Origin of the sequence: Streptomyces sp. NBC_00286, from assembly GCF_036173125.1 — a bacterium.
Taxonomy (GTDB): Bacteria; Actinomycetota; Actinomycetes; order Streptomycetales; family Streptomycetaceae; genus Streptomyces.
The window spans coordinates 7,938,708-7,960,991 of the sequence record NZ_CP108054.1; the positions used below are offsets into that span (position 1 = coordinate 7,938,708).

Sequence of the window (22,284 nt, forward strand, 5' to 3'; positions counted from 1 at the left end):
GGATGGCCCGGGATTGTTACCAACCAGGGAAACCAACCGGCGCTGTCAGTGGCTCCCCCTAGTCTGAAAAAAGACGGGGGCCTCGCCCCTGTCACTTCTCTCAAGAAAGGTGCGGACCGGCGTGGCCGACCGTCTCATCGTCCGTGGGGCGCGCGAGCACAACCTCAAGAACGTCTCGCTCGACCTCCCGCGCGACTCGCTCATCGTCTTCACGGGTCTGTCCGGGTCGGGCAAGTCCTCGCTCGCGTTCGACACGATCTTCGCCGAAGGACAGCGGAGGTACGTCGAGTCGCTGTCCTCGTACGCCCGGCAGTTCCTCGGGCAGATGGACAAGCCGGATGTCGACTTCATCGAGGGCCTGTCGCCGGCTGTCTCCATCGACCAGAAGTCGACCTCGCGCAACCCGCGCTCCACGGTCGGCACCATCACCGAGGTCTACGACTACCTCCGCCTGCTCTTCGCGCGCATCGGCAAGCCGCACTGCCCCGAGTGCGGCCGCCCGATCTCGCGCCAGTCACCGCAGGCCATCGTCGACAAGGTCCTGGAGCTGCCCGAAGGGAGCCGATTCCAGGTCCTGTCGCCACTGGTGCGTGAGCGCAAGGGCGAGTTCGTCGACCTCTTCGGTGATCTCCAGACCAAGGGCTACAGCCGCGCCCGGGTCGACGGAGAGACGATCCAGCTCTCCGAACCGCCGAAGCTGAAGAAGCAGGAGAAGCACACCATCGAGGTGGTCGTCGACCGCCTCACGGTGAAGGAGGGCGCCAAGCGCCGCCTCACTGACTCCGTGGAGACCGCGCTCGGCCTGTCCGGGGGCATGGTCGTACTCGACTTCGTCGACCTCCCTCAGGACGACCCCGAGCGCGAGCGCATGTACTCGGAGCACCTCTACTGCCCGTACGACGACCTGTCCTTCGAGGAGCTGGAGCCCCGCTCCTTCTCCTTCAACTCGCCCTTCGGCGCCTGCCCGGAGTGCACAGGTATCGGTACGCGCATGGAGGTCGACCCCGAGCTGATCGTCCCCGACGAGGAGAAGTCCCTCGACGAGGGAGCCATCCACCCCTGGTCCCACGGACACACCAAGGACTACTTCGGGCGCCTCATCGGAGCCCTCGCCAACGCGTTGGGATTCCGGACCGACATCCCCTTCGCGGGCCTCCCGCAGCGCGCCAAGAAGGCCCTCTTGTACGGACACAAGACGCAGATCGAAGTGCGGTACAGAAACCGCTACGGCCGCGAGCGCGTCTACACCACACCCTTCGAAGGGGCCGTCCCCTTTGTGAAGCGGCGGCACAGCGAGGCCGAGAGCGACGCGAGCCGCGAGCGCTTCGAGGGCTACATGCGCGAGGTGCCCTGCCCCACCTGTGAGGGCACACGCCTGAAGCCCCTCATCCTCGCCGTCACCATCCTGGGGAAGTCGATCGCCGAGGTCTCCGCGATGTCCATCAGCGACTGCGCGGAATTCCTGGGCGAGATGAAGCTCAACGCGCGCGACAAGAAGATCGCCGAGCGCGTCCTGAAGGAGGTCAACGAACGGCTGCGGTTCCTCGTCGACGTAGGCCTCGACTACCTCTCGCTGAACCGCGCGGCAGGCACCCTCTCCGGCGGCGAGGCCCAGCGCATCCGCCTGGCCACCCAGATCGGCTCCGGGCTCGTAGGCGTTCTGTACGTGCTGGACGAACCCTCCATCGGCCTGCACCAGCGCGACAACCACCGCCTCATCGAGACCCTGGTCCGGCTGCGCGACATGGGCAACACGCTCATCGTCGTCGAGCACGACGAGGACACGATCAAGGTCGCCGACTGGATCGTGGACATCGGCCCCGGCGCGGGGGAGCACGGCGGCAAGGTCGTACACAGCGGCCCCCTGAAGGAGCTCCTGGCCAACCCCGAGTCGGTGACCGGGCAATATCTGGCGCGCAAGAAGGAGATCGCGCTCCCGGAGATCCGCCGCCCCGCCGACCCGGTTCGCAAGCTCACCGTGCACGGCGCCCGGGAGAACAACCTCCAGGACATCGACGTGTCCTTCCCCCTGGGTGTCCTCACGGCCGTCACGGGCGTCTCGGGCTCCGGAAAGTCGACGCTCGTCAACGACATCCTCTACACCCACCTGGCCCGCGAGCTGAACGGCGCCCGGAACGTTCCCGGGCGGCACACGCGCGTGGACGGCGACGACCTCGTCGACAAGGTCGTACACGTCGACCAGTCGCCCATCGGCCGTACGCCCCGGTCGAACCCGGCGACGTACACCGGAGTCTTCGACCACGTCCGCAAGCTGTTCGCCGAGACGACCGAGGCGAAGGTCCGCGGCTACATGCCGGGGCGCTTCTCCTTCAACGTCAAGGGCGGCCGCTGCGAGAACTGCTCCGGTGACGGCACGATCAAGATCGAGATGAACTTCCTGCCGGACGTGTATGTCCCCTGCGAGGTCTGCCATGGGGCGCGCTACAACCGGGAGACTCTGGAGGTGCACTACAAGGGCAAGTCCATCTCCGAGGTCCTGGACATGCCCATCGAGGAGGCACACAGCTTCTTCGAGGCCGTGCCCGCGATCGCCCGACACCTGAGAACCCTCAACGACGTCGGTCTCGGCTATGTCCGCCTCGGCCAGCCCGCGCCGACTCTCTCCGGAGGCGAGGCCCAGCGCGTGAAGCTGGCCTCCGAACTCCAGAAGCGGTCGACGGGACGCACGGTCTACGTACTCGACGAGCCGACCACCGGTCTGCACTTCGAGGACATCAGCAAGCTGATCTCGGTTCTCTCGGACCTGGTCGACAAGGGCAACACGGTCATCGTCATCGAGCACAACCTCGACGTCATCAAGACCGCGGACTGGGTCGTCGACATGGGCCCCGAAGGCGGCAGCGGAGGCGGCCTCGTCATCGCCGAGGGCACACCCGAGCAGGTCGCGGGCGTACCGGCCAGCCACACCGGCAAGTTCCTGCGCGAGATCCTGCAGCCGGAGAAGATCAGCGACGCCGCGGGTTCGACGAAGGCACCATCAAAGAAGGCTGTGAGCCGCAGGAAGGCGACAGTGCGCTCCGCTGGGTAGGCGGTTCGAAAGCAGCGGGTTCGTTGTGGCTGGTCGCGCAGTTCCCCGCGCCCCTAACGGGGCGCTCCCCGAACCGCCGGCCACAAAGCTCACCAGCCACAACGAACCCCGCAGCTTCCCGCCGGGGGAGGGGACGTGGGCCGGTGCGTCGCACCCCAACAAACCCAGGGGCGCGGGGAACTGCGCGAGCAACCACAACGCCCCCGCAGACAAAAACGAACCCAACCGCTCAACCGTCGGAGACCTCACGCGCGTACGGCGGTTCCGCGCCCGCTCGTGAGCAGGTGATCGCCGCCGCACGCGCCGCATACCGCAGCAGCTCGCTCCAGCCGTCGGCGCCCAGGTCCGCCAGCGCTGCCGCGGACAGGGCGTCGCGGCGGGCGAGGCCGTGCAGCAGCGCCGCGTTCACCGTGTCGCCGGCGCCGATCGTGTCCACCACGTCGACTCGTTCGCCCGGCACGGAGTGCTCCGCGCCGTCGCGGGTGAAGACGGTCAGGCCGTCGCCGCCGTGCGTGACCACGACGGCCGCCGGACCCGACGCCAGCCATTCGCGCGGGGTGCCGCCGAGCCAGTCCGCGTCCTCCTCGGACAGCTTGAGCAGCGACACCGAGGGCAGCCAGCTCTTGAACCGAGCTCGGTAGGCGTCCGCGTCGGCGATCAACACGGAGCGGATGTTCGGGTCGAGCGCGGTGAACACGCCCTGCGCGGACGCGACCCGCATCAGCTCCTCGTACGCGCTCGCGCCCGGCTCCAGGATCAGCGAACAGGTGCCGAAGGACACCGCCCTTGTCCCGGGCGGGAGTTGGTCCGGCGCCGAGAACAGACGGTCCGCCGTGCCCTCGACGTAGAACGTGTAACGGGCCGAGCCGTCCGAGCCGATCGACGCTACAGCGAGCGTCGTCGGCTCCGCGCCCCGCTGCACGGACGACACGTCGACGTTCGCCTCGCGCAGCCCGTCGAGCAGGGCCTCGCCGAAGGCGTCGGACGACACCCGGGAGCAGAAGGCGGCCGGCGAGCCGAGACGGCCCAGCGCCACCGCCGTGTTGTACGGGCCGCCACCGCGGCGCGGATCCAGTCCCGCGAGCGCGCCCGCCTCCTGCGGCACCAGGTCGATCAGGGCCTCACCGGCGACGACGATCACGAGTCGGGTCCTTTCTCGGGGCAGCCGCACGAGGTGCGGTGAACGAAGGAGGAGGGCAGCCGGAGCGTACGGCCCGGACGGTCGGGGGAGGCCAGCCGCTCCAGGAGCAGCCGTACGGCCTGGGCCCCGATCTCCTTGCTGGGCTGGGAGATCGCGGTGAGCCGGGGCGAGAAGAGGTCCGCCCAGGAGAAGTCGTCGAAACAGCACAGGGCCACGTCGTCGGGCACGGACAGACCCCCCTCACGCAGGGCTCGCAGTGCGCCGATGGTCATGGTGTTGTTCGCGGTGACGAGTGCCGTCGGCGGCGCCGGGAGGGACAGTAGGTCCCCGGTCGCGCGTTCGGCGCCCTCTGCTTCCGAGCTGCCACAGACCACGAGACGCTCGTCGTACGGGAGCCCCGCGTACGCGAGCCCGTGCCGGTACCCCGAGATCCGCTCGCTCGTGGTGCTGAGCCCCGGCAGGCCGCCGACCAGACCGATCCTCTTGTGGCCCAGCTCGGCGAGGTGGGTGACCAGCTGCCTGACGGGCTCGGTGTTCTCCGCGCAGACCTGGTCGAACGTGAAGCCGGGCGTCGCAGCCTCGTCGACCAGCCGGTCCAGGAACACCGTCGGTACGTCATGCCGCCCGAGGTAGCCGATGAGCTCGTCCGGCTGCACCGACGGCGCCACGATCATGCCGTCCACCCGCCGCTCGTGCAGCAGTTGGACCACCTTGCGCTCGTGCGCCGGATCGTCGTGCGGGTCCGCGATCAGCAGGCTGTACCCCTGCTCCAGCGCCCCGGCCTCGACGCCCTGAAGGATCTCCGTGAAGTACGGATTGCTGATCGCCGACACCGCGAGCCCGATGGACCGGGTGCGCGCCGTGACCAGGGATCTCGCCAGCGAGTTGGGCGTGTAGCCGAGCTCGTCGATGGCGTCGAGCACTGCTTGGCGGGTGGCCGGCCGCACGGTGCGGGTGTTGTTGAGGACGTGCGAGACCGTCGCGACGGATACGCCCGCGCTGCGGGCCACGTCGACCATGGTCGCCATGGGGTTCCTCCTCCCACCCGCTACCCCGGCCGACCGGCCGGGCGCGCTCTGGACGGGACCGTACCCCATGGGAAGGGCAGACGTAAACGCTTGCGCAAGCGATTACGTAAGCGTTTACGTCCCGCCCGCGGCCCAGCCCCGCCTCAGCCGCTCACTCCCAGTCCCACCCGATCCCCACGATTCCCGACCGCACCCGCGGTTCGACTATGTGAACCGACCGATGGCGCTCGCTGAGCGCCAGTTCTTGACGGCCGCTACGCGGCGCCGCCGCCGAGTGCTGGGTGAACCGGTGGCAGCGCACGGGCAGTGCGTCCTCGGTGAACCGCACCTCCAGGGCGTACTGCCCGCCCGCGGAGCCGAAGTCGCGCACGTACTCGCTGGACGCGTCGGCCGTGCCGTCCTCGACGCCGTAGCGGAACAGGCAGGTGTCGCCGATCCGCAGCCGGGTGTCGAAGAGCAGCTCCGCCACGAGCACCCCGGTGTCATGGTGCCAACGCACGCGCCCTGTACGGCAGTTCTCCAGGGCTTGCACCACCATGCGCTCCGGTGCGCACCCCGGGTCGCCGAGGTGGACTGCCACATAGCGGTCGATGCCGTCCTTGTGGGCGCGCACGATGTGCTGCGAGTCCCGCCCCGACAGCTCCCGGCGCGAACCGATCCGTACCCGCTCGTGCTGGCCGAGCATGTGCAGTCCACTGTCGAGCGACGCTCCCAGCTCGGCGAGCAGCTTCTCCAGGGCGCCGGAGGCCTCCACCAAGGCGCGGTACGAACGGGCCGCGGGGCGTGCCTGACCGGGTCGCTCCTCGGCCTGGGCGAGCAGTCGTACGAGCGACTCGTCGGGCAGCTGGAGTATCTCCTCCAGGGCGCGTACGGCCCGCAGAGACTCCGGGCGCTGTGGGCGGCGGGCGCCCTGCTGCCAGTAGCTCAGGCTCGTCACGCCGACCTTGACCCCGTATCGCGACAGATGGTGCTGGACGCGCTGCAGCGGCAGTCCGCGGGCGGTGATCGCGGCGCGCAGGGCGACGTGAAAGGGGCCGCCCTGCAGGGCTGTCTCCAGTTCGGCCGTGGCGACGTCCGCGTGCTCTGTGCTGTGCCGCATGCAGGAGCCCTTCTGTGAATGCCGAGGGTTGTGGCCCCAAGTCAACCCGCATTGAAGCGGGTTGATCACGGCTCGACAACTGGTTCGAAGCTGCGGGCCGCCTGCGACTGGTCGCTCCCCCACTCTCGGTACCCCCCGGATCAAGCCCCCAGCGGCACTGTCCACAGGGGCGCTGAGGCTTCATCCACAGGCCCGTCGCGGTGTCACACCTCGCCAGTAGGGTGTGAGACATGGCCGACCCCTCCAGCTACCGCCCCAAGCCGGGGCAGATCCCCGACTCGCCGGGGGTCTACCGATTTCGCGACGAGCACCGCCGGGTGATCTACGTCGGGAAGGCAAAGAGCCTGCGCCAGCGGCTGGCGAACTACTTCCAGGACCTGGCGGGCCTCCATCCGCGTACGCGCACCATGGTGACGACGGCCGCGTCGGTGGAGTGGACGGTGGTGTCCACGGAGGTCGAGGCGCTGCAGCTGGAGTACTCCTGGATCAAGGAGTACGACCCCCGGTTCAACGTCAAGTACCGCGACGACAAGAGCTACCCGTACCTCGCGGTGACGATGAACGAGCGGTTCCCGCGCGTGCAGGTGATGAGGGGCCAGAAGCGCAAGGGCGTGCGCTACTTCGGCCCGTACGGGCACGCGTGGGCGATCCGCGACACCGTGGATCTCCTGCTGCGGGTCTTCCCCGTCCGTACCTGCTCCGCCGGCGTCTTCAAGAACGCCGAGCGCACCGGCCGTCCCTGTCTGCTCGGCTATATCGGCAAGTGCTCGGCCCCTTGTGTGGAGCGGATCTCTGCCGAGGACCATCGTGAACTCGCGGAGGAGTTCTGCGACTTCATGGCCGGCCGCACCGGGACGTACATCCGTCGTCTGGAGCGGCAGATGACGGACGCGGCCGAGGAGATGGAGTACGAGCGGGCGGCCCGCCTCCGCGACGACATCGACGCCCTCAAGAAGGCCATGGAGAAGAACGCGGTCGTGCTCGCCGACGCGACGGACGCCGATCTGATGGCGGTCGCCGAGGACGAGCTGGAAGCCGCCGTGCAGATCTTCCACGTGCGGGGCGGACGGGTGCGTGGCCAGCGGGGCTGGGTGACGGACAAGGTAGAGGCCGTCACCACCGGGGATCTCGTCGAGCACGCACTCCAGCAGTTGTACGGCGAGGAGACCGGTGACTCCGTGCCCAAGGAGGTGCTCGTCCCGGCACTGCCCGATCCCGTCGAGCCCGTCCAGGAGTGGCTCACCACGCGCCGGGGTTCCAATGTCTCGCTGCGCATCCCGCAGCGCGGCGACAAGAAGGCCCTCATGGAGACCGTGCAGCGCAACGCGCTCCAGGCGCTCGGGCTGCACAAGACCAAGCGCGCCTCCGACCTCACGACCCGATCGCGCGCCCTGGAGGAGATCGCCGAAGCCCTCGACCTGGACAGCGCGCCCCTGCGGATCGAGTGCTACGACATCTCGCACCTCCAGGGGGACGACGTGGTGGCCTCCATGGTGGTCTTCGAGGACGGCCTTCAGCGCAAGAGCGAGTATCGCCGTTTCCAGATCAAGGGCTTCGCGGGGCAGGACGACGTCCGCTCCATGCACGAGGTGATCACCCGCCGCTTCAAGCGCTACCTCGCCGAGAAAGAGAAGACCGGCGAATGGGCGGACGGGGAGAACACGCTCACCGAGGAGGACGGGCGGCCCAAGAGGTTCGCGTACCCGCCGCAGCTGGTCGTCGTCGACGGCGGACAGCCTCAGGTCGCTGCCGCCCAGAAGGCCTTGGACGAGCTCGGTATCGACGACATCGCCGTCTGCGGCCTCGCCAAGCGCCTCGAAGAGGTCTGGCTGCCCGGCGACGACGACCCGGTGGTGCTGCCACGCACTAGCGAAGGGCTCTATCTTCTTCAGCGTGTACGCGACGAAGCGCACCGCTTCGCGATCAACTACCAGCGCACCAAGCGGGCCAAGCGCTTCAGGGCGAGCCCACTGGACGACGTGCCGGGCCTCGGCGAGACGCGTAAACAGGCGCTGATCAAGCACTTCGGTTCGGTGAAGAAGCTGCGATCCGCGACCATCGAGCAGATCTGCGAGGTCCCCGGCATAGGCCGCAAGACGGCCGAGGTGATCGCCGTGGCCCTCGCCGAGGCGACCCCGGCCGCACCCGCCGTGAACACGGCGACTGGAGAGATCATGGAAGACGAGGAAGAAGCGGCACCCGAAACGACGGCGGGTTCCGCTCAGGAGCCCGTGTCCGCGGGATCCTCGAACGAGCGACGGGGGCAGGAACCATGAACGATCAGGACGAGCAGCACACCGAGCGCACAGCCGCACAGGAAGCCGGGCGCACGGCGGAACACGAGAAACCGCCGAAGACGGCGAGCGAAGATCACTCGCCGTCCGAAGCGAGCGAGCAAGCGGGCAAGCAATCGGGCGAGCAAGCGCCCGAAGCGGGCCGGCAAGACGGAGCACAAGTGAGTACGGGCATCGAAACAGCCGGGGTCCCCGAAGCGGCCATCCCCGAGCTGGTGATCATCTCCGGTATGTCCGGCGCGGGCCGGTCGACCGCCGCCAAGTGTCTGGAGGACCTCGGCTGGTTCGTCGTCGACAACCTGCCGCCCGCGCTGATCCCCACCATGGTGGAGCTCGGCGCCCGCTCCCAGGGCAACGTCGCCAGGATCGCGGTCGTCGTCGACGTACGAGGCCGCCGCTTCTTCGACAACCTGCGCGAGTCCCTCGCCGACCTGGAGTCCAAGAGCGTCACCCGGCGGATCGTCTTCCTGGAGTCCTCCGACGACGCCCTGGTGCGCCGCTTCGAGTCCGTGCGCCGCCCGCACCCCCTCCAGGGCGACGGCCGCATCGTCGACGGCATCGCCGCCGAACGCGAGCTGCTGCGCGAACTGCGCGGCGACGCCGACCTGGTGATCGACACCTCCAGCCTGAACGTGCACGAGCTGCGCGCCAAGATGGACGCCCAGTTCGCCGGCGAGGAGGAACCCGAGCTGCGGGCCACGGTCATGTCCTTCGGCTTCAAGTACGGCCTGCCGGTCGACGCCGACCTGGTCGTGGACATGCGGTTCCTGCCCAATCCGCACTGGGTCCCGGAGCTGCGCCAGTACACCGGGCTCAACGAAGAGGTCGCGGCGTACGTCTTCAACCAGCCCGGCGCCAAGGAGTTCCTCGACCGGTACGCCGAGCTACTGCGCCTCGTCCAGGCCGGCTACCGCCGCGAGGGCAAGCGCTATGTGACCATCGCCGTCGGCTGCACCGGAGGCAAGCACCGCTCCGTCGCGATGTCGGAGAAGCTCGCCGCCCGTCTGGTGTCCGAGGGAGTGGAGACGGTCGTCGTCCACCGGGACATGGGCCGCGAATGACGGGTCGTTCTCTGCGACTGCGCAGGCTGCGCCGGGTCGGCACCGAAGGGCAGGGCGGTAAGCCCGCCGAGGCGCGAGGCGGCAAGCCGCGCCGCCGCGGCACGCAGCCCAAGGTCGTCGCGCTCGGCGGCGGCATGGGCCTGTCCGCCTCGCTCGCCGCCCTGCGCCGCATCACCGGCGACCTCACCGCGGTCGTCACGGTCGCCGACGACGGGGGCTCGAGCGGCCGCCTCCGGGACGAGCTGGGCGTACTCCCGCCCGGCGACCTGCGCAAGGCCCTCGCCGCGCTGTGCGGCGACGACGACTGGGGCCAGACCTGGGCCCGCGTCATCCAGCACCGCTTCCAGTCCCAGGGGGAACTGCACGAGCACGCGGTCGGCAATCTGCTGATCGTCGCCCTCTGGGAGCAGCTCGGCGACCATGTCCAGGCCCTCGACCTGGTCGGCAAGCTCCTGGGGGCGCAGGGGCGCGTGCTGCCCATGTCCGCCGTACCCCTGGAGCTCCAGGCGCTCGTCAAGGGCCACGATCCGGAGCGGCCCGAGGGCATCGAGACGGTACGCGGCCAGGCCAACGTCGCCCTGACGACCGGCGAAGTGCAGTCCGTGCACCTGGTGCCGCACGACCCGCCCGCCGTCCCGGAGGCCGTTGCTGCGGTCCTCGACGCGGACTGGGTGGTCCTCGGCCCCGGCTCCTGGTTCTCCTCGGTGATCCCGCATCTCCTTGTGCCCGATCTGCTCGACGCACTTACGGAGACGAAGGCACGCCGGGTGCTCTCCCTGAACCTCGCCCCGCAGCCGGGAGAAACCGAGGGCTTCTCCCCGCAGCGTCATTTGGAGGTTTTGGGACGACACGCCCCTAAACTCGCCCTGGACGTGGTACTGGCCGACGAGGCCGCCGTGCCCGACCGCGATTTACTCACCGAAGCCGCCCAGCGGTTCGGGGCCGCGGTCGAGCTGGCGCCGGTGGCCCGGCCCGACGGAACTCCGAGGCACGATCCGGAGCTGTTGGCCGCCGCGTACGACCGTATTTTTCGGATGCATGGAAGGATCGGCCCATGGCGATGACGGCAGCGGTGAAGGATGAGATCTCCCGGCTCCCCGTCACCCGGACCTGCTGCAGAAAGGCGGAGGTCTCCTCCCTTCTGCGGTTCGCCGGCGGCCTCCACCTGGTGAGCGGCCGCATCGTGATCGAGGCGGAGCTGGACACCGCGATGGCGGCGCGCCGACTGAAGCGCGATGTCCTGGAGATCTTCGGCCACAGCTCCGAGCTGATCGTGATGGCTCCTGGGGGCCTGCGCCGTGGCTCCCGCTATGTCGTCCGTGTGGTGGCCGGCGGCGACCAGCTGGCCCGTCAGACCGGGCTCGTCGACGGCCGGGGCCGACCGATCCGCGGGCTGCCCCCGCAAGTGGTCTCGGGCGCCACCTGTGACGCCGAGGCGGCCTGGCGAGGGGCGTTCCTGGCGCACGGCTCGCTGACCGAGCCGGGCCGCTCGTCCTCTCTGGAGGTGACCTGCCCGGGCCCCGAGGCGGCGCTCGCGCTGGTCGGCGCGGCCCGCCGGCTCCAGATCGCCAGCAAGGCCCGTGAGGCGCGCGGCGTTGACAAGGTGGTCGTCCGTGACGGTGACGCGATCAGCGCCCTGCTGACGCGACTCGGCGCCCACGAGGCCGTACTGGCCTGGGAGGAACGCCGGATGCGCCGCGAGGTGCGCGCCACCGCGAACCGTCTCGCCAACTTCGACGACGCCAACCTGCGCCGCTCCGCCCGCGCCGCCGTCGCCGCCGGAGCCCGTGTGCAGCGCGCCCTGGAGATCCTCGGCGACGAGGTCCCCGAGCACCTCGCCGCCGCCGGACGGCTGCGCATGGAGCACAAGCAGGCTTCCCTGGAGGAGCTGGGCGCGCTCGCCGACCCGCCACTGACCAAGGACGCCGTCGCGGGCCGTATCCGCAGACTGCTCGCCATGGCCGACAAGCGGGCCCAGGACCTGGGCATTCCGGGGACGGAGTCCAGCATCTCCGAGGAACTGGCCGATAATCTCGTGGGCTGACAGCGCGGCCCAGACGCAACTCCCTACGCCTCTATGGGCGTCGAAGCCCGGGCGGTCCGTACCCCTACTGGTGGGTACTGACCGCGGTGCCGTGTATGGGCACTCGGATGTCACTCTGGGGGCCTCAGGGAGGTAGGGTCGTAGGCGGTCGGGGACATCCCATACAACTCGCCGGCATCTGAACCGGCGTACCAACGAGGAGATCGGTTCGTGACGATCCGCGTAGGCATCAACGGCTTTGGCCGCATCGGTCGTAACTACTTCCGCGCGCTGCTGGAGCAGGGTGCAGACATCGAGATCGTGGCTGTCAACGACCTGGGTGACACCGCGACCACCGCTCACCTGCTGAAGTACGACACCATTCTGGGCCGTCTGAAGGCCGAGGTGTCCCACACCGAGGACACCATCACGGTCGACGGCAAGACGATCAAGGTGCTCTCCGAGCGCAACCCCTCCGACATCCCGTGGGGCGAGCTGGGCGTCGACATCGTCATCGAGTCGACCGGCATCTTCACGAAGAAGGCCGACGCCGAGAAGCACATCGCAGGCGGCGCCAAGAAGGTCCTCATCTCGGCTCCGGCCAAGGACGAGGACATCACCATCGTGATGGGCGTCAACCAGGACAAGTACGACGCAGCCAACCACCACGTCATCTCCAACGCTTCCTGCACCACCAACTGTGTGGCGCCGATGGCCAAGGTTCTCGACGAGAACTTCGGCATCGTCAAGGGCCTGATGACGACGGTGCACGCGTACACGAACGACCAGCGCATCCTGGACTTCCCACACAAGGACCTGCGCCGCGCCCGTGCCGCCGCCGAGAACATCATCCCGACGACCACCGGTGCCGCGAAGGCCACCGCGCTGGTCCTTCCGCAGCTCAAGGGCAAGCTCGACGGCATCGCGATGCGCGTCCCGGTCCCGACCGGCTCGGCCACCGACCTGGTCGTGGAGCTCTCCCGCGAGGTCACCAAGGACGAGGTCAACGCGGTCTTCAAGAAGGCCGCCGACGGTGAGCTCAAGGGCTACCTGTACTACACGGAGGACGAGATCGTGTCCTCGGACATCGTCGGCGACCCGGCCTCCTGCACCTTCGACGCCTCCCTGACCATGGTTCAGGAGGGCAAGTCGGTGAAGATCCTCGGCTGGTACGACAACGAGTGGGGCTACTCCAACCGCCTCGTGGACCTCACGGTCTTCGTCGGCGGCCAGCTCTAAGTCCCAGAGCACGGCACCTCGATGTGAGCACAGGGCCCGGGCAGCACAAGAAAGTGCTGCCCGGGTCCCCCTTTTGCGGCTAAATCGCCGCCGCTCTCGCGGACCTGGTTGCTCGCCGTCGTGGTGCCTCAATTGATGGCTGATCTATTCGCGGGCAATACATCAGAGCCCCACCCAGGAGTCACTCAATGAAGACGATCGACGAACTTCTCGTCGAAGGGGTCGACGGCAAGCGTGTCTTCGTACGCGCCGACCTGAACGTGCCGCTGGCCGAAGGCCGTATCACCGACGACGGGCGCATCCGCGCCGTCCTGCCCACCGTCAAGGCCCTCGCGGAGGCGGGTGCCAAGGTGGTCGTCGCCTCGCATCTGGGCCGTCCCAAGGGAGCCCCGGACCCGGCCTTCTCGCTGCAGCCCGCCGCCGAGCGGCTCGGTGAACTCCTCGGCGCGCCCGTCGCGTTCGCGCAGGACACCGTCGGCCCCGCCGCCCACGACGCCGTGAACGGCCTGCAGCCCGGCCAGGTCGCGGTCATCGAGAACCTGCGCTTCAACGCCGGTGAGACGTCGAAGGACAACACCGAGCGCGGCGAGTTCGCGGACCAGCTCGCGGCCCTGGCCGATGTCTACGTAGGCGACGGTTTCGGCGCGGTGCACCGTAAGCACGCCTCCGTGTACGACCTCCCGGCGCGCCTGCCGCACTACGCCGGCCACCTCATCGCCACCGAAGTCGGTGTCCTGAAGAAGCTCACCGAGGACGTCAAGCGCCCCTATGTCGTCGCGCTCGGCGGTGCCAAGGTCTCCGACAAGCTCGCCGTCATCGACCAGCTCCTCGGCAAGGCCGACCGGCTGCTGATCGGCGGCGGCATGGCGTACACCTTCCTCAAGGCCAAGGGGTACGAGATCGGCGCCTCCCTCCTTCAGGAGGACCAGATCCCGGCCGTCAAGGAGTACATCGAGCGCGCGGAGAAGACCGGCGTCGAGCTGGTCCTCCCCGTCGACGTGCTGGTCTCCACGGAGTTCCCGGACCTGAAGACCAACGCCCCCGCCAACCCCACCACCGTCGCCGCGGACGCCATCCCGGCCGACCAGATGGGCCTGGACATCGGTCCGGAGTCCCGCAAGCTGTACGCCTCGAAGCTCGCCGACGCCGCCACCGTCTTCTGGAACGGTCCCATGGGCGTCTTCGAGCACCCCGACTACGCCGAGGGCACCAAGTCGGTCGCCCAAGCCCTTCTCGACTCCCCGGCCTTCACGGTCGTCGGCGGTGGCGACTCCGCCGCGGCGGTTCGCATCCTGGGCTTCGACGAGACGGCCTTCGGCCACATTTCGACCGGTGGCGGCGCCTCCCTCGAATACCTCGAGGGCAAGACGCTCCCCGGCCTCGCCGCACTGGAGGACGACCCCGCATGACCACTCGTACGCCGCTGATGGCCGGCAACTGGAAGATGAACCTCAACCACCTCGAGGCCATCGCCCACGTCCAGAAGCTCGCCTTCGCCCTGGCCGACAAGGACTACGAGGCCGTCGAGGTCGCCGTCCTCGCGCCCTTCACCGACCTGCGCTCCGTACAGACCCTGGTCGACGGCGACAAGCTCAAGATCAAATACGGCGCCCAGGACGTCTCGGCGCACGACTCCGGCGCCTACACCGGCGAGATCTCCGCCCCGATGCTGGCCAAGCTCAAGTGCACCTACGTGGCCGTGGGCCACTCCGAGCGCCGGCAGTACCACAAGGAGAGCGACGAGCTCTGCAACGCCAAGGTCAAGGCCGCCTTCAAGCACGGCCTCACGCCGATCCTGTGCGTCGGTGAGGAACTGGAGGTCCGCGAGGCGGGCAACCACGTCACGCACACGCTCGCGCAGGTCGAGGGTGGCCTCAAGGACGTACCGGCCGAGCAGGTCGAATCCATCGTGATCGCGTACGAGCCTGTCTGGGCCATCGGCACCGGCAAGGTCTGCGGCGCCGACGACGCCCAGGAGGTCTGCGCGGCGATCCGCGGCAAGCTCGCCGAGCTGTACTCGCAGGAGCTGGCCGACCAGGTCCGTATCCAGTACGGCGGCTCAGTGAAGGCAGGGAACGTCGCCGAGATCATGGCGAAGCCCGACATCGACGGCGCCCTGGTCGGCGGCGCCTCGCTGGACGCCGACGAGTTCGTCAAGATCGTCCGGTTCCGCGACCAGTAAGCACCGGTCCGGTGACCGGTAAGTAGGCGTCGGCGGCGATACGTCGTACCCTTGCGGGGGCCGGGTGGCTTCTCTCACGGAGCTCCGGCCCCCGTCGTCCGTACAAGTCCGAGGAAGTTGGTCCAGCCGTGGTTATGGGGTTCTCGATCGCCCTGATCGTCTTCAGCCTGTTGCTGATGCTGCTGGTGCTGATGCACAAGGGGAAGGGCGGCGGCCTCTCCGACATGTTCGGTGGCGGCATGCAGTCGTCTGTCGGCGGCTCCTCGGTCGCCGAGCGCAACCTCGACCGCATCACCGTCGTGGTCGGTCTGCTGTGGGCCGCCTGCATCGTCGTGCTCGGCATCCTGATGAAGGTCACCAACTGATCAGCAGCTGACGTCGGTACGGCAGCGCATCTTTCGCATAAAGCCCCATGTCCGGTACGTGCTCGCGAGCGCGGCCTATCATGGGGCTTGCGTCTTGGGGGTGGGGTGTAACTCCCGTCACTAGACGCGCGTTGGGCCTTACGTAGACTGAGGCGCTCGCAGCGAAGCGGCACGCCGACTCGCTTCGCGGCACCATTACGCAGGGAGTTACGACCGTGGCAAGTGGCAACGCGATCCGAGGAAGCCGGGTCGGGGCGGGGCCGATGGGCGAGGCCGAGCGCGGCGAGTCCGCGCCGCGCCTGAGTGTCTCCTTCTGGTGCTCCAACGGGCACGAGACGCAGCCGAGCTTTGCCAGCGACGCGCAGGTTCCCGAAACCTGGGACTGCCCGCGCTGCGGCTTTCCGGCTGGACAGGACCGGGACAACCCGCCGGACCCGCCGCGCACCGAACCGTACAAAACGCACCTGGCGTATGTACGGGAGCGGCGCAGCGACGCGGACGGCGAGGCGATTCTCGCCGAGGCGCTCGCCAAACTGCGGGGCGAAATCTAGGACTTGAGAGAACCGGCCGGGCACCCACGGGTGCGCGGCCGGAGCTGTTGCGTGGCATAAAGCCCTGCTCCGTTAGGTTGGGACCGGCAGCGGGGCAACGTACGCAGCAGGACAGCTACGAAAGAAGAGGCTGAAGTCCGAGATGAATGCAGAAGAGGGGTACGCGCGAAGCGCTCCGTATAAGGGTGGTGGTGGGAGACGGGTGGGACGTACCCGGCTCAACCAGAAGCCCGAGTGGACCGCTCTGGCCAAGCACCGTGAGGAACTCGGCGAGGTGCGGCTGCGTGAGCTGTTCGCCGCGGATCCGGGGCGCGGCGCCGGATACACACTCCAGGTCGGCGATCTGCACGTCGACTGCTCCAAGCATCTGGTCACCGACGAGACACTGCGACTGCTGCGTGAACTGGCCGCAGCGGCCGATGTATTCGGGCTTCGGGACGCCATGTTCCGCGGCGAGAAGATCAACACGACCGAGAACCGCGCCGTGCTGCACACCGCGCTGCGCGCGTCACGCGACGCGGTCATCGAGGTCGACGGCGAGAACGTCGTACCGGGTGTGCACGCGGTGCTCGACAAGATGGCCGACTTCGCCGGCCGCGTCCGCTCGGGCGAGTGGAGGGGGCACACCGGCAAGCGCATCCGCAATATCGTCAACGTCGGCATCGGCGGCTCGGATCTGGGTCCGGCGATGGCGTACGAAGCGCTGCGGGCCTTCACCGACCGGGAGCTGACCGTCCGCTTTGTGTCGAACGTGGACGGGGCCGATCTGCACGAGGCGGTACGGGACCTCGACCCGGCCGAGACGCTTTTCATCATCGCCTCGAAGACCTTCACCACCATCGAGACGATCACCAACGCGACCTCGGCGCGCAACTGGCTGCTGACCGAACTGAGGGCGGACCAGGACGCCGTCGCCAAGCACTTTGTGGCTTTGTCGACGAATGCCGAGAAGGTGGCGGACTTCGGCATCGACACGGCCAACATGTTCGAGTTCTGGGACTGGGTCGGCGGCCGGTACTCGTACGACTCGGCGATCGGGCTTTCGCTGATGATCGCGATCGGTCCTGACCGGTTCCGCGAGATGCTGGACGGTTTCCGGCTGGTCGACGAGCACTTCCGTACGGCGCCCGCCGAGTCCAACGTCCCGTTGCTGCTTGGTCTGTTGGGGGTCTGGTACGGCAACTTCCATGACGCGCAGTCGCACGCGGTGCTGCCGTACTCCCACTACCTGTCCAAGTTCACGGCGTACCTGCAGCAGCTGGACATGGAGTCCAACGGCAAGTCCGTCGGGCGGGACGGCGAGCCCGTGGAGTGGCAGACCGGGCCCGTCGTATGGGGCACGCCGGGGACCAACGGGCAGCACGCGTACTACCAACTCATCCACCAGGGCACGAAGTTGATCCCGGCCGACTTCATCGGGTTCGCCGAGCCGGTCGCGGATCTGCTGCCGGGGCTTGTCGGCCAGCATGATCTGCTGATGGCCAACTTCTTCGCGCAGACGCAGGCACTGGCCTTCGGGAAGACGCCGGACGAGGTGCGTGCGGAGGGGGTGCCCGAGGAACTGGTGCCGCACAAGACGTTCCAGGGGAACCATCCGACGACCACGATCCTCGCGCGCGAGCTTACGCCCTCGGTGCTCGGCCAGTTGATCGCGCTGTACGAGCACAAGGTGTTCGTGCAGGGCGCCGTCTGGGATATCGATTCCTTCGACCAGTGGGGCGTCGAGCTGGGCAAGGTGCTTGCCAAGCGCGTTGAACCGGCGCTGACCGAGGGGGCGGATGTGCCGGGCCTTGATGAGTCGACGAAGGCGCTGGTTGCCAAGTACCGGGAGATGCGCGGGCGTTGAGCCGGGGTGGCTCGGGCCGAGGGCTTGCGCGGCTCCGTTAATCGGATGCGCCGCCCGCTCCCGGCGGGTGACACTGCTTCGGCGCTGTCACCCGCCAGGAGGACCTCATGGACCAGTTGCTTGCCGCACTCGCGGATCCCGAACGCCAGCGGCTGTATGCCCGCATCGTGCTGGACCAGCTGCCGCCGGGCGATCAGGACTCCGCCGTGGTGCGCAAGCACCTGGGGCGGCTGATCGCCGCGGGGCTTGTTGAGCGGATGGCTGACGGCTCCTTGCGGGCCGATCCTGCCGTGTTCTGGCGCGCCCGGCCCGTGGAGGAGGCGCATCCCGGGGTTCCGCGTCGGCTCGTGGGGTTCTTCGCGCAGGGCCGGCTGACCGCGATTCCGGTGCGGCCGGCTGTACGGCGTGAGCTGCTTGCGCATCTGACGGGCACGCTCTTCGAGAGTGAGCGTGGCTACTCCGAGGCCGAGGTCAACGCGGCGTTTCGTACTGTGCATGACGATACGTCGGCGTTGCGGCGGTATTGCGTGGAGAACGGGTTGCTTGTGCGTGAGCGGGACGGCAGCAACTATCGGCGCGTTAGCGCTCCGCTTTGAGGGCCGGTTTGAACGTGCGGGTTCGTTGTGGCTGGTCGCGCCCACGCGGCGGAGCCGCAAATCGACACAGCCCCGCGCCCCTAGAAGGTAGGCCTGCGGCCTCCTTCTAGGGGCGCGGGGACCGAACCGGTTAGGGTCGCGGACCGCACCGACTGCTCAGGGCGACGCCGGTGGATACAGCGACCGCGGCAGTTGGGACGCTGCCGGCGCGTCCAGTAGCCACAACGTGCGCGAGCGGCCGTACGCGCCCGCCGCCGGCGCCTGGATCTCGCCCGCTCCCGAGAGCGCGATGGCCGCTGCCCTTGCCTTGTCCTCGCCCGCGGCCAGGAGCCATACCTCGCGAGCCGCCCGGATCGCGGGCAGGGTCAGCGTGATACGGGTCGGCGGGGGCTTGGGCGCGCCGTGTACGCCGACCACCATGCGGTCGGTTTCGCGTACGGCGGGGAGCTCCGGGAAGAGCGATGCCACGTGAGTGTCCGGGCCGACGCCCAGCATCAGGACGTCGAAGGTGGGGACGGTGCCATGGTTCTCGGGGCCCGAGGCCTTGGCCAGTTCGGCGGAGTACGCCTCCGCCGCCGCGTCGGCGTCCTTGCCGTACGGGCCGTCCGACGCGGGCATGGCGTGCACGCGGTGCGGATCCAGGGGTACCGAGTCGAGGAGCGCCTCGCGGGCCTGGGTGACATTGCGCTCCGGGTCGCCCTCGGGCAGGAACCGCTCGTCACCCCACCACAGGTCCAGGCGGCCCCAGTCGATGGCATCCCGCGCGGGTGCCGAACTCAGCGCCGCGAGGAGGCCGTTGCCGTTGCGCCCGCCCGTGAGCACCACCGAGGCGTAGCCCCGGGAGGCCTGTGCGTCCACGATCTTCGTGATGAGCCGGGCCGCGGCGGCCTGGGCCATCAGTTCCTTGTCGCGATGGACGACGAGCTGTGGCGCGGTGCTCACTTGGACGCCACCCTCTTGGCCAGGTCGGCAGGCGTGGCCGGAGCCGCCTTGTCCGCCTCCTTCGCCGGCTCCTGGGCGGACGCCTCGGCCGGTGCCTCCGTAGCGGAAGCCCCGGCGTCGGAGTCTCCAGATCCGGAAGCCCCGGTCTCGGAGGCTCCCGTTCCGGAGGGCCCGGCTTCGAGGGCCCTGGCCGCAGAACCCGAGGTCACGGAAGTCCCAGCCTCGGAAGCCCCCGCCGCAGAATCCGCCGAACTCGCAGACTCAGCGGCTCCAGAGACCCCGGCCCGGAAGGCCGCCGCCCGGGACCCCACTGCCGGAGCAGCCGAGCCCCCGGAGGCACCGCCCTCGGAGCCCTCAGCCCACCCGCCCGCGGAACCCCCCACGAGCGAACCGGACTTGAAGCCCCCGCTACCCAGCCGCTCCACGCCGAACCGCAGCGCCGACGCATACGTGTCGTCCGGGTCCAGCCGTCGCAGTTCCTCCGCTATCAGCTCGGCCGTGTCGCGGCGGTTCAGCGCCACCGCCCGGTCGGGCTGGCCCTGGATGGACAGCGTGGCCAGGGAACCGTCGGCGCGGTCCAGGACGATCGGTCCGGAGCTGGTGGCCATCCGGACGGAGGTGAGACCGGGCCCGGAGGACAGCGAGCGCTTGACGGGGACGTCGAGCCGGTCCGCGAGCCACATCGCGAGCAGCTCGCAGCTCGGGTTGAACTCCTCGCCCTCCACCTCGACCGCGGTGACCTCGCAGGTGACCTGGTCCAGGGCCGCGGCCAGCATCGAACGCCAGGGCGTGATGCGGGTCCACGACAGGTCCGTGTCGCCGGGGGTGTAGGCGTCGGCGCGGGCACCGAGTTCCCGTACGGGCTGCTCGGCGGCGTAGGTGTCGGTGACGCGGCGCTGCGCCAGGGCGCCCAGCGGGTCCTTCGCCGGGTCGAGCGGCGCGTTCACCGGCCACCAGGCGACGACCGGCGCGTCCGGCAGCAGCAGGGGGAGGACCACCGACTGCGCGTGGTCGACCACCTCGCCGTACAGCCGCAGCACCACCGTCTCGCCGGTGCCCGCGTCCGCGCCGACCCGTACCTCGGCGTCGAGCCGCGAGGTGGTGCGGTCGCGGGGCGAGCGGGAGACGCGCTTGATGACGACGAGGGTGCGCGAGGGGTGCTCGCGGGACGCGTCGGAGGCGGCCTTCAGCGCGTCGTAGGCGTTCTCCTCGTCGGTGACGATGACGAGGGTGAGCACCATGCCGACGGCGGGGGTGCCGATGGCCCGGCGGCCCTGGACCAGCGCCTTGTTGATCTTGCTGGCCGTGGTGTCCGTAAGGTCGATTTTCATGGCCGGCGCCAGCTCCGTCCATCTCGTTCGAGCATGTCGTCCGCCTCGGCCGGGCCCCAGGTACCCGACGGGTACTGCGCGGGCTTGCCGTGCTTCTCCCAGTACTCCTCGATCGGGTCGAGGATCTCCCAGGACAGCTCGACCTCCTCGGTGCGCGGGAAGAGGTTCGCGTCGCCGAGCAGGACGTCGAGGATCAGCCGCTCGTACGCCTCCGGGCTGGACTCCGTGAAGGACTCGCCGTACGCGAAGTCCATCGACACGTCCCGGACCTCCATGGAGGTGCCGGGCACCTTGGAGCCGAAGCGGACCGTGACGCCCTCGTCCGGCTGGACGCGGATGACCAGCGCGTTCTGGCCCAGTTCCTCCGTCGCCGTGTGGTCGAAGGGGGAGTGCGGGGCGCGCTGGAAGACGACCGCGATCTCGGTGACGCGACGGCCGAGGCGCTTGCCGGTGCGCAGATAGAAGGGGACGCCCGCCCAACGGCGGTTGTCCACCTCCAGCTTGACGGCCGCGTACGTGTCGGTCTTCGACTTGGGGTCGATGCCGTCCTCTTCGAGGTAGCCGATGACCTTCTCGCCGCCCTGCCAGCCCGCCGCGTACTGCGCGAACACCGTGTTGCGGCCGAGGTCCTTGGGCAGTTTCACCGCGCCGAGCACCTTGGTCTTCTCGGCTGCGAGCGCGTCCGCGTCGAAGGAGGCGGGCTCCTCCATCGCGGTCAGCGCGAGCAGCTGGAGCAGGTGGTTCTGGATGACGTCGCGGGCGGCGCCGATTCCGTCGTAGTAGCCGGCGCGGCCGCCGATGCCGATGTCCTCGGCCATCGTGATCTGTACGTGGTCGACGTACGACCGGTTCCAGAGCGGCTCGAACATCTGATTGGCGAAGCGCAGCGCCAGGATGTTCTGGACGGTCTCCTTGCCCAGATAGTGGTCGATACGGAAGACCTGGTCCGGGGAGAAGACCTCGTGCACGATCCGGTTGAGCTCCTCGGCCGACTTGAGGTCGTGGCCGAACGGCTTCTCGATGACCGCGCGCCGCCAGGAGCCGTCCTTCTGGTCGGCCAAGCCGTGCCTCTTCAGTTGCTGCACGACCTTGGGGAAGAACTTCGGCGGTACGGACAGGTAGAAGGCGAAGTTGCCGCCCGTGCCCTGCGCCTTGTCGAGGTCCTCAATGGTCGCCTTCAGGTTCTCGAAGGCATCGTCGTCGTCGAAGGTGCCCTGGACGAACCGCATGCCCTGGATGAGCTGCTGCCAGACCTCCTCACGGAAGGGGGTACGGGCGTGCTCCTTGACCGCGTCGTGGACCTCCTGCGCGAAGTCCTCGTCCGCCCACTCGCGGCGGGCGAAGCCGACGAGCGAGAAACCCGGCGGGAGCAGGCCGCGGTTGGCGAGGTCGTAGACAGCGGGCATCAGCTTCTTACGGGACAAATCGCCCGTGACGCCGAAGATGACAAGGCCCGACGGCCCCGCGATACGCGGGAGCCGTCGGTCTGCGGCGTCACGAAGCGGATTCGCTCCGGTGCCGGGAGAAGGAGTCAAGG

18 protein-coding genes are annotated in these 22,284 nt (G+C 68.9%); 12 read left to right on the forward strand and 6 right to left on the reverse strand.

Translation table 11 applies throughout. The features are described 5' to 3' along the window. Nucleotides 1–121: 121 nt before the first annotated feature. Nucleotides 122–3,049, forward strand: a complete 2,928-nt coding sequence (uvrA, locus tag OHT21_RS35860; protein ID WP_328772424.1) for an excinuclease ABC subunit UvrA — start codon at nt 122–124, stop codon at nt 3,047–3,049. A 229-nt stretch (nt 3,050–3,278) separates the two neighbouring features. Here the strand turns inward: uvrA and OHT21_RS35865 are convergent, their stop codons facing one another. The 3 genes from OHT21_RS35865 to OHT21_RS35875 all read right to left on the reverse strand — a co-directional run bounded on the left by OHT21_RS35865 (nt 3,279) and on the right by OHT21_RS35875 (nt 6,317). Then, nucleotides 3,279–4,190 (reverse strand): carbohydrate kinase family protein, encoded by a 912-nt coding sequence (locus tag OHT21_RS35865; RefSeq protein ID WP_328772425.1) that lies wholly within the window; start codon nt 4,188–4,190, stop codon nt 3,279–3,281. Next, on the reverse strand, nt 4,187–5,218 hold the full coding sequence (locus tag OHT21_RS35870) for a LacI family DNA-binding transcriptional regulator (RefSeq protein ID WP_328772427.1): 1,032 nt from the start codon (nt 5,216–5,218) through the stop codon (nt 4,187–4,189). Before OHT21_RS35870 ends, OHT21_RS35865 begins: the two co-directional genes overlap by 4 nt. Before the next feature lie 151 nt (nt 5,219–5,369). Further along, nucleotides 5,370–6,317, reverse strand: a complete 948-nt coding sequence (locus OHT21_RS35875) for a hypothetical protein (protein ID WP_328772428.1) — start codon at nt 6,315–6,317, stop codon at nt 5,370–5,372. Nucleotides 6,318–6,547: 230 nt separating this feature from the next. Between OHT21_RS35875 and uvrC the strand changes: the two genes are divergently transcribed. From uvrC to OHT21_RS35930, 11 genes are all read left to right on the forward strand, one after another. After that, entirely contained in the window at nt 6,548–8,593 is a 2,046-nt protein-coding gene (gene uvrC / locus OHT21_RS35880) for an excinuclease ABC subunit UvrC (RefSeq protein WP_328772429.1), read from the forward strand. Next, nucleotides 8,590–9,672 (forward strand): RNase adapter RapZ, encoded by a 1,083-nt coding sequence (gene rapZ / locus OHT21_RS35885; protein ID WP_328772430.1) that lies wholly within the window; start codon nt 8,590–8,592, stop codon nt 9,670–9,672. The genes uvrC and rapZ overlap by 4 nt, the downstream gene beginning before the upstream one ends. Further along, nucleotides 9,669–10,736 (forward strand): gluconeogenesis factor YvcK family protein, encoded by a 1,068-nt coding sequence (locus tag OHT21_RS35890; protein ID WP_328772432.1) that lies wholly within the window; start codon nt 9,669–9,671, stop codon nt 10,734–10,736. The genes rapZ and OHT21_RS35890 overlap by 4 nt, the downstream gene beginning before the upstream one ends. Then, nucleotides 10,727–11,716, forward strand: a complete 990-nt coding sequence (whiA, locus tag OHT21_RS35895; protein WP_328772433.1) for a DNA-binding protein WhiA — start codon at nt 10,727–10,729, stop codon at nt 11,714–11,716. Before OHT21_RS35890 ends, whiA begins: the two co-directional genes overlap by 10 nt. 210 nt (nt 11,717–11,926) lie before the next feature. After that, nucleotides 11,927–12,934: a type I glyceraldehyde-3-phosphate dehydrogenase gene (gene gap / locus OHT21_RS35900; protein ID WP_328772434.1), complete on the forward strand. Its 1,008-nt coding sequence runs from the start codon at nt 11,927–11,929 to the stop codon at nt 12,932–12,934. A 188-nt stretch (nt 12,935–13,122) separates the two neighbouring features. Beyond that, nucleotides 13,123–14,343: a phosphoglycerate kinase gene (locus OHT21_RS35905; protein ID WP_328772435.1), complete on the forward strand. Its 1,221-nt coding sequence runs from the start codon at nt 13,123–13,125 to the stop codon at nt 14,341–14,343. Further along, complete coding sequence (tpiA, locus tag OHT21_RS35910; RefSeq protein ID WP_328772436.1) at nt 14,340–15,116, forward strand: triose-phosphate isomerase; 777 nt, start codon at nt 14,340–14,342, stop codon at nt 15,114–15,116. The genes OHT21_RS35905 and tpiA overlap by 4 nt, the downstream gene beginning before the upstream one ends. Nucleotides 15,117–15,250: 134 nt before the next feature. Then, nucleotides 15,251–15,481, forward strand: a complete 231-nt coding sequence (secG, locus tag OHT21_RS35915) for a preprotein translocase subunit SecG (RefSeq protein ID WP_165342601.1) — start codon at nt 15,251–15,253, stop codon at nt 15,479–15,481. Nucleotides 15,482–15,696: 215 nt separating this feature from the next. Beyond that, nucleotides 15,697–16,032, forward strand: a complete 336-nt coding sequence (locus OHT21_RS35920) for an RNA polymerase-binding protein RbpA (RefSeq protein ID WP_165342602.1) — start codon at nt 15,697–15,699, stop codon at nt 16,030–16,032. 142 nt (nt 16,033–16,174) lie between these two features. Next, nucleotides 16,175–17,878: a glucose-6-phosphate isomerase gene (pgi, locus tag OHT21_RS35925; RefSeq protein ID WP_443050493.1), complete on the forward strand. Its 1,704-nt coding sequence runs from the start codon at nt 16,175–16,177 to the stop codon at nt 17,876–17,878. Between the two features lie 311 nt (nt 17,879–18,189). After that, nucleotides 18,190–18,474 carry a DUF2087 domain-containing protein gene (locus OHT21_RS35930; protein ID WP_328774347.1) on the forward strand — a complete coding sequence of 95 codons (285 nt, stop codon included), beginning with the start codon at nt 18,190–18,192 and terminating at the stop codon, nt 18,472–18,474. 156 nt (nt 18,475–18,630) lie between these two features. Here the strand turns inward: OHT21_RS35930 and pgl are convergent, their stop codons facing one another. Genes pgl through zwf form a run of 3 tightly spaced genes read right to left on the reverse strand, consistent with a single transcriptional unit; the run spans nt 18,631 to nt 22,282 of the window. Then, nucleotides 18,631–19,416, reverse strand: coding sequence for a 6-phosphogluconolactonase (gene pgl, locus OHT21_RS35935; protein WP_328772438.1), 786 nt, complete (start codon nt 19,414–19,416; stop codon nt 18,631–18,633). Beyond that, nucleotides 19,413–20,747, reverse strand: coding sequence for a glucose-6-phosphate dehydrogenase assembly protein OpcA (opcA, locus tag OHT21_RS35940; protein WP_328772439.1), 1,335 nt, complete (start codon nt 20,745–20,747; stop codon nt 19,413–19,415). Before opcA ends, pgl begins: the two co-directional genes overlap by 4 nt. Further along, on the reverse strand, nt 20,744–22,282 hold the full coding sequence (zwf, locus tag OHT21_RS35945) for a glucose-6-phosphate dehydrogenase (RefSeq protein ID WP_328772440.1): 1,539 nt from the start codon (nt 22,280–22,282) through the stop codon (nt 20,744–20,746). The genes opcA and zwf overlap by 4 nt, the downstream gene beginning before the upstream one ends. Between the last annotated feature and the right edge of the window lie 2 nt (nt 22,283–22,284).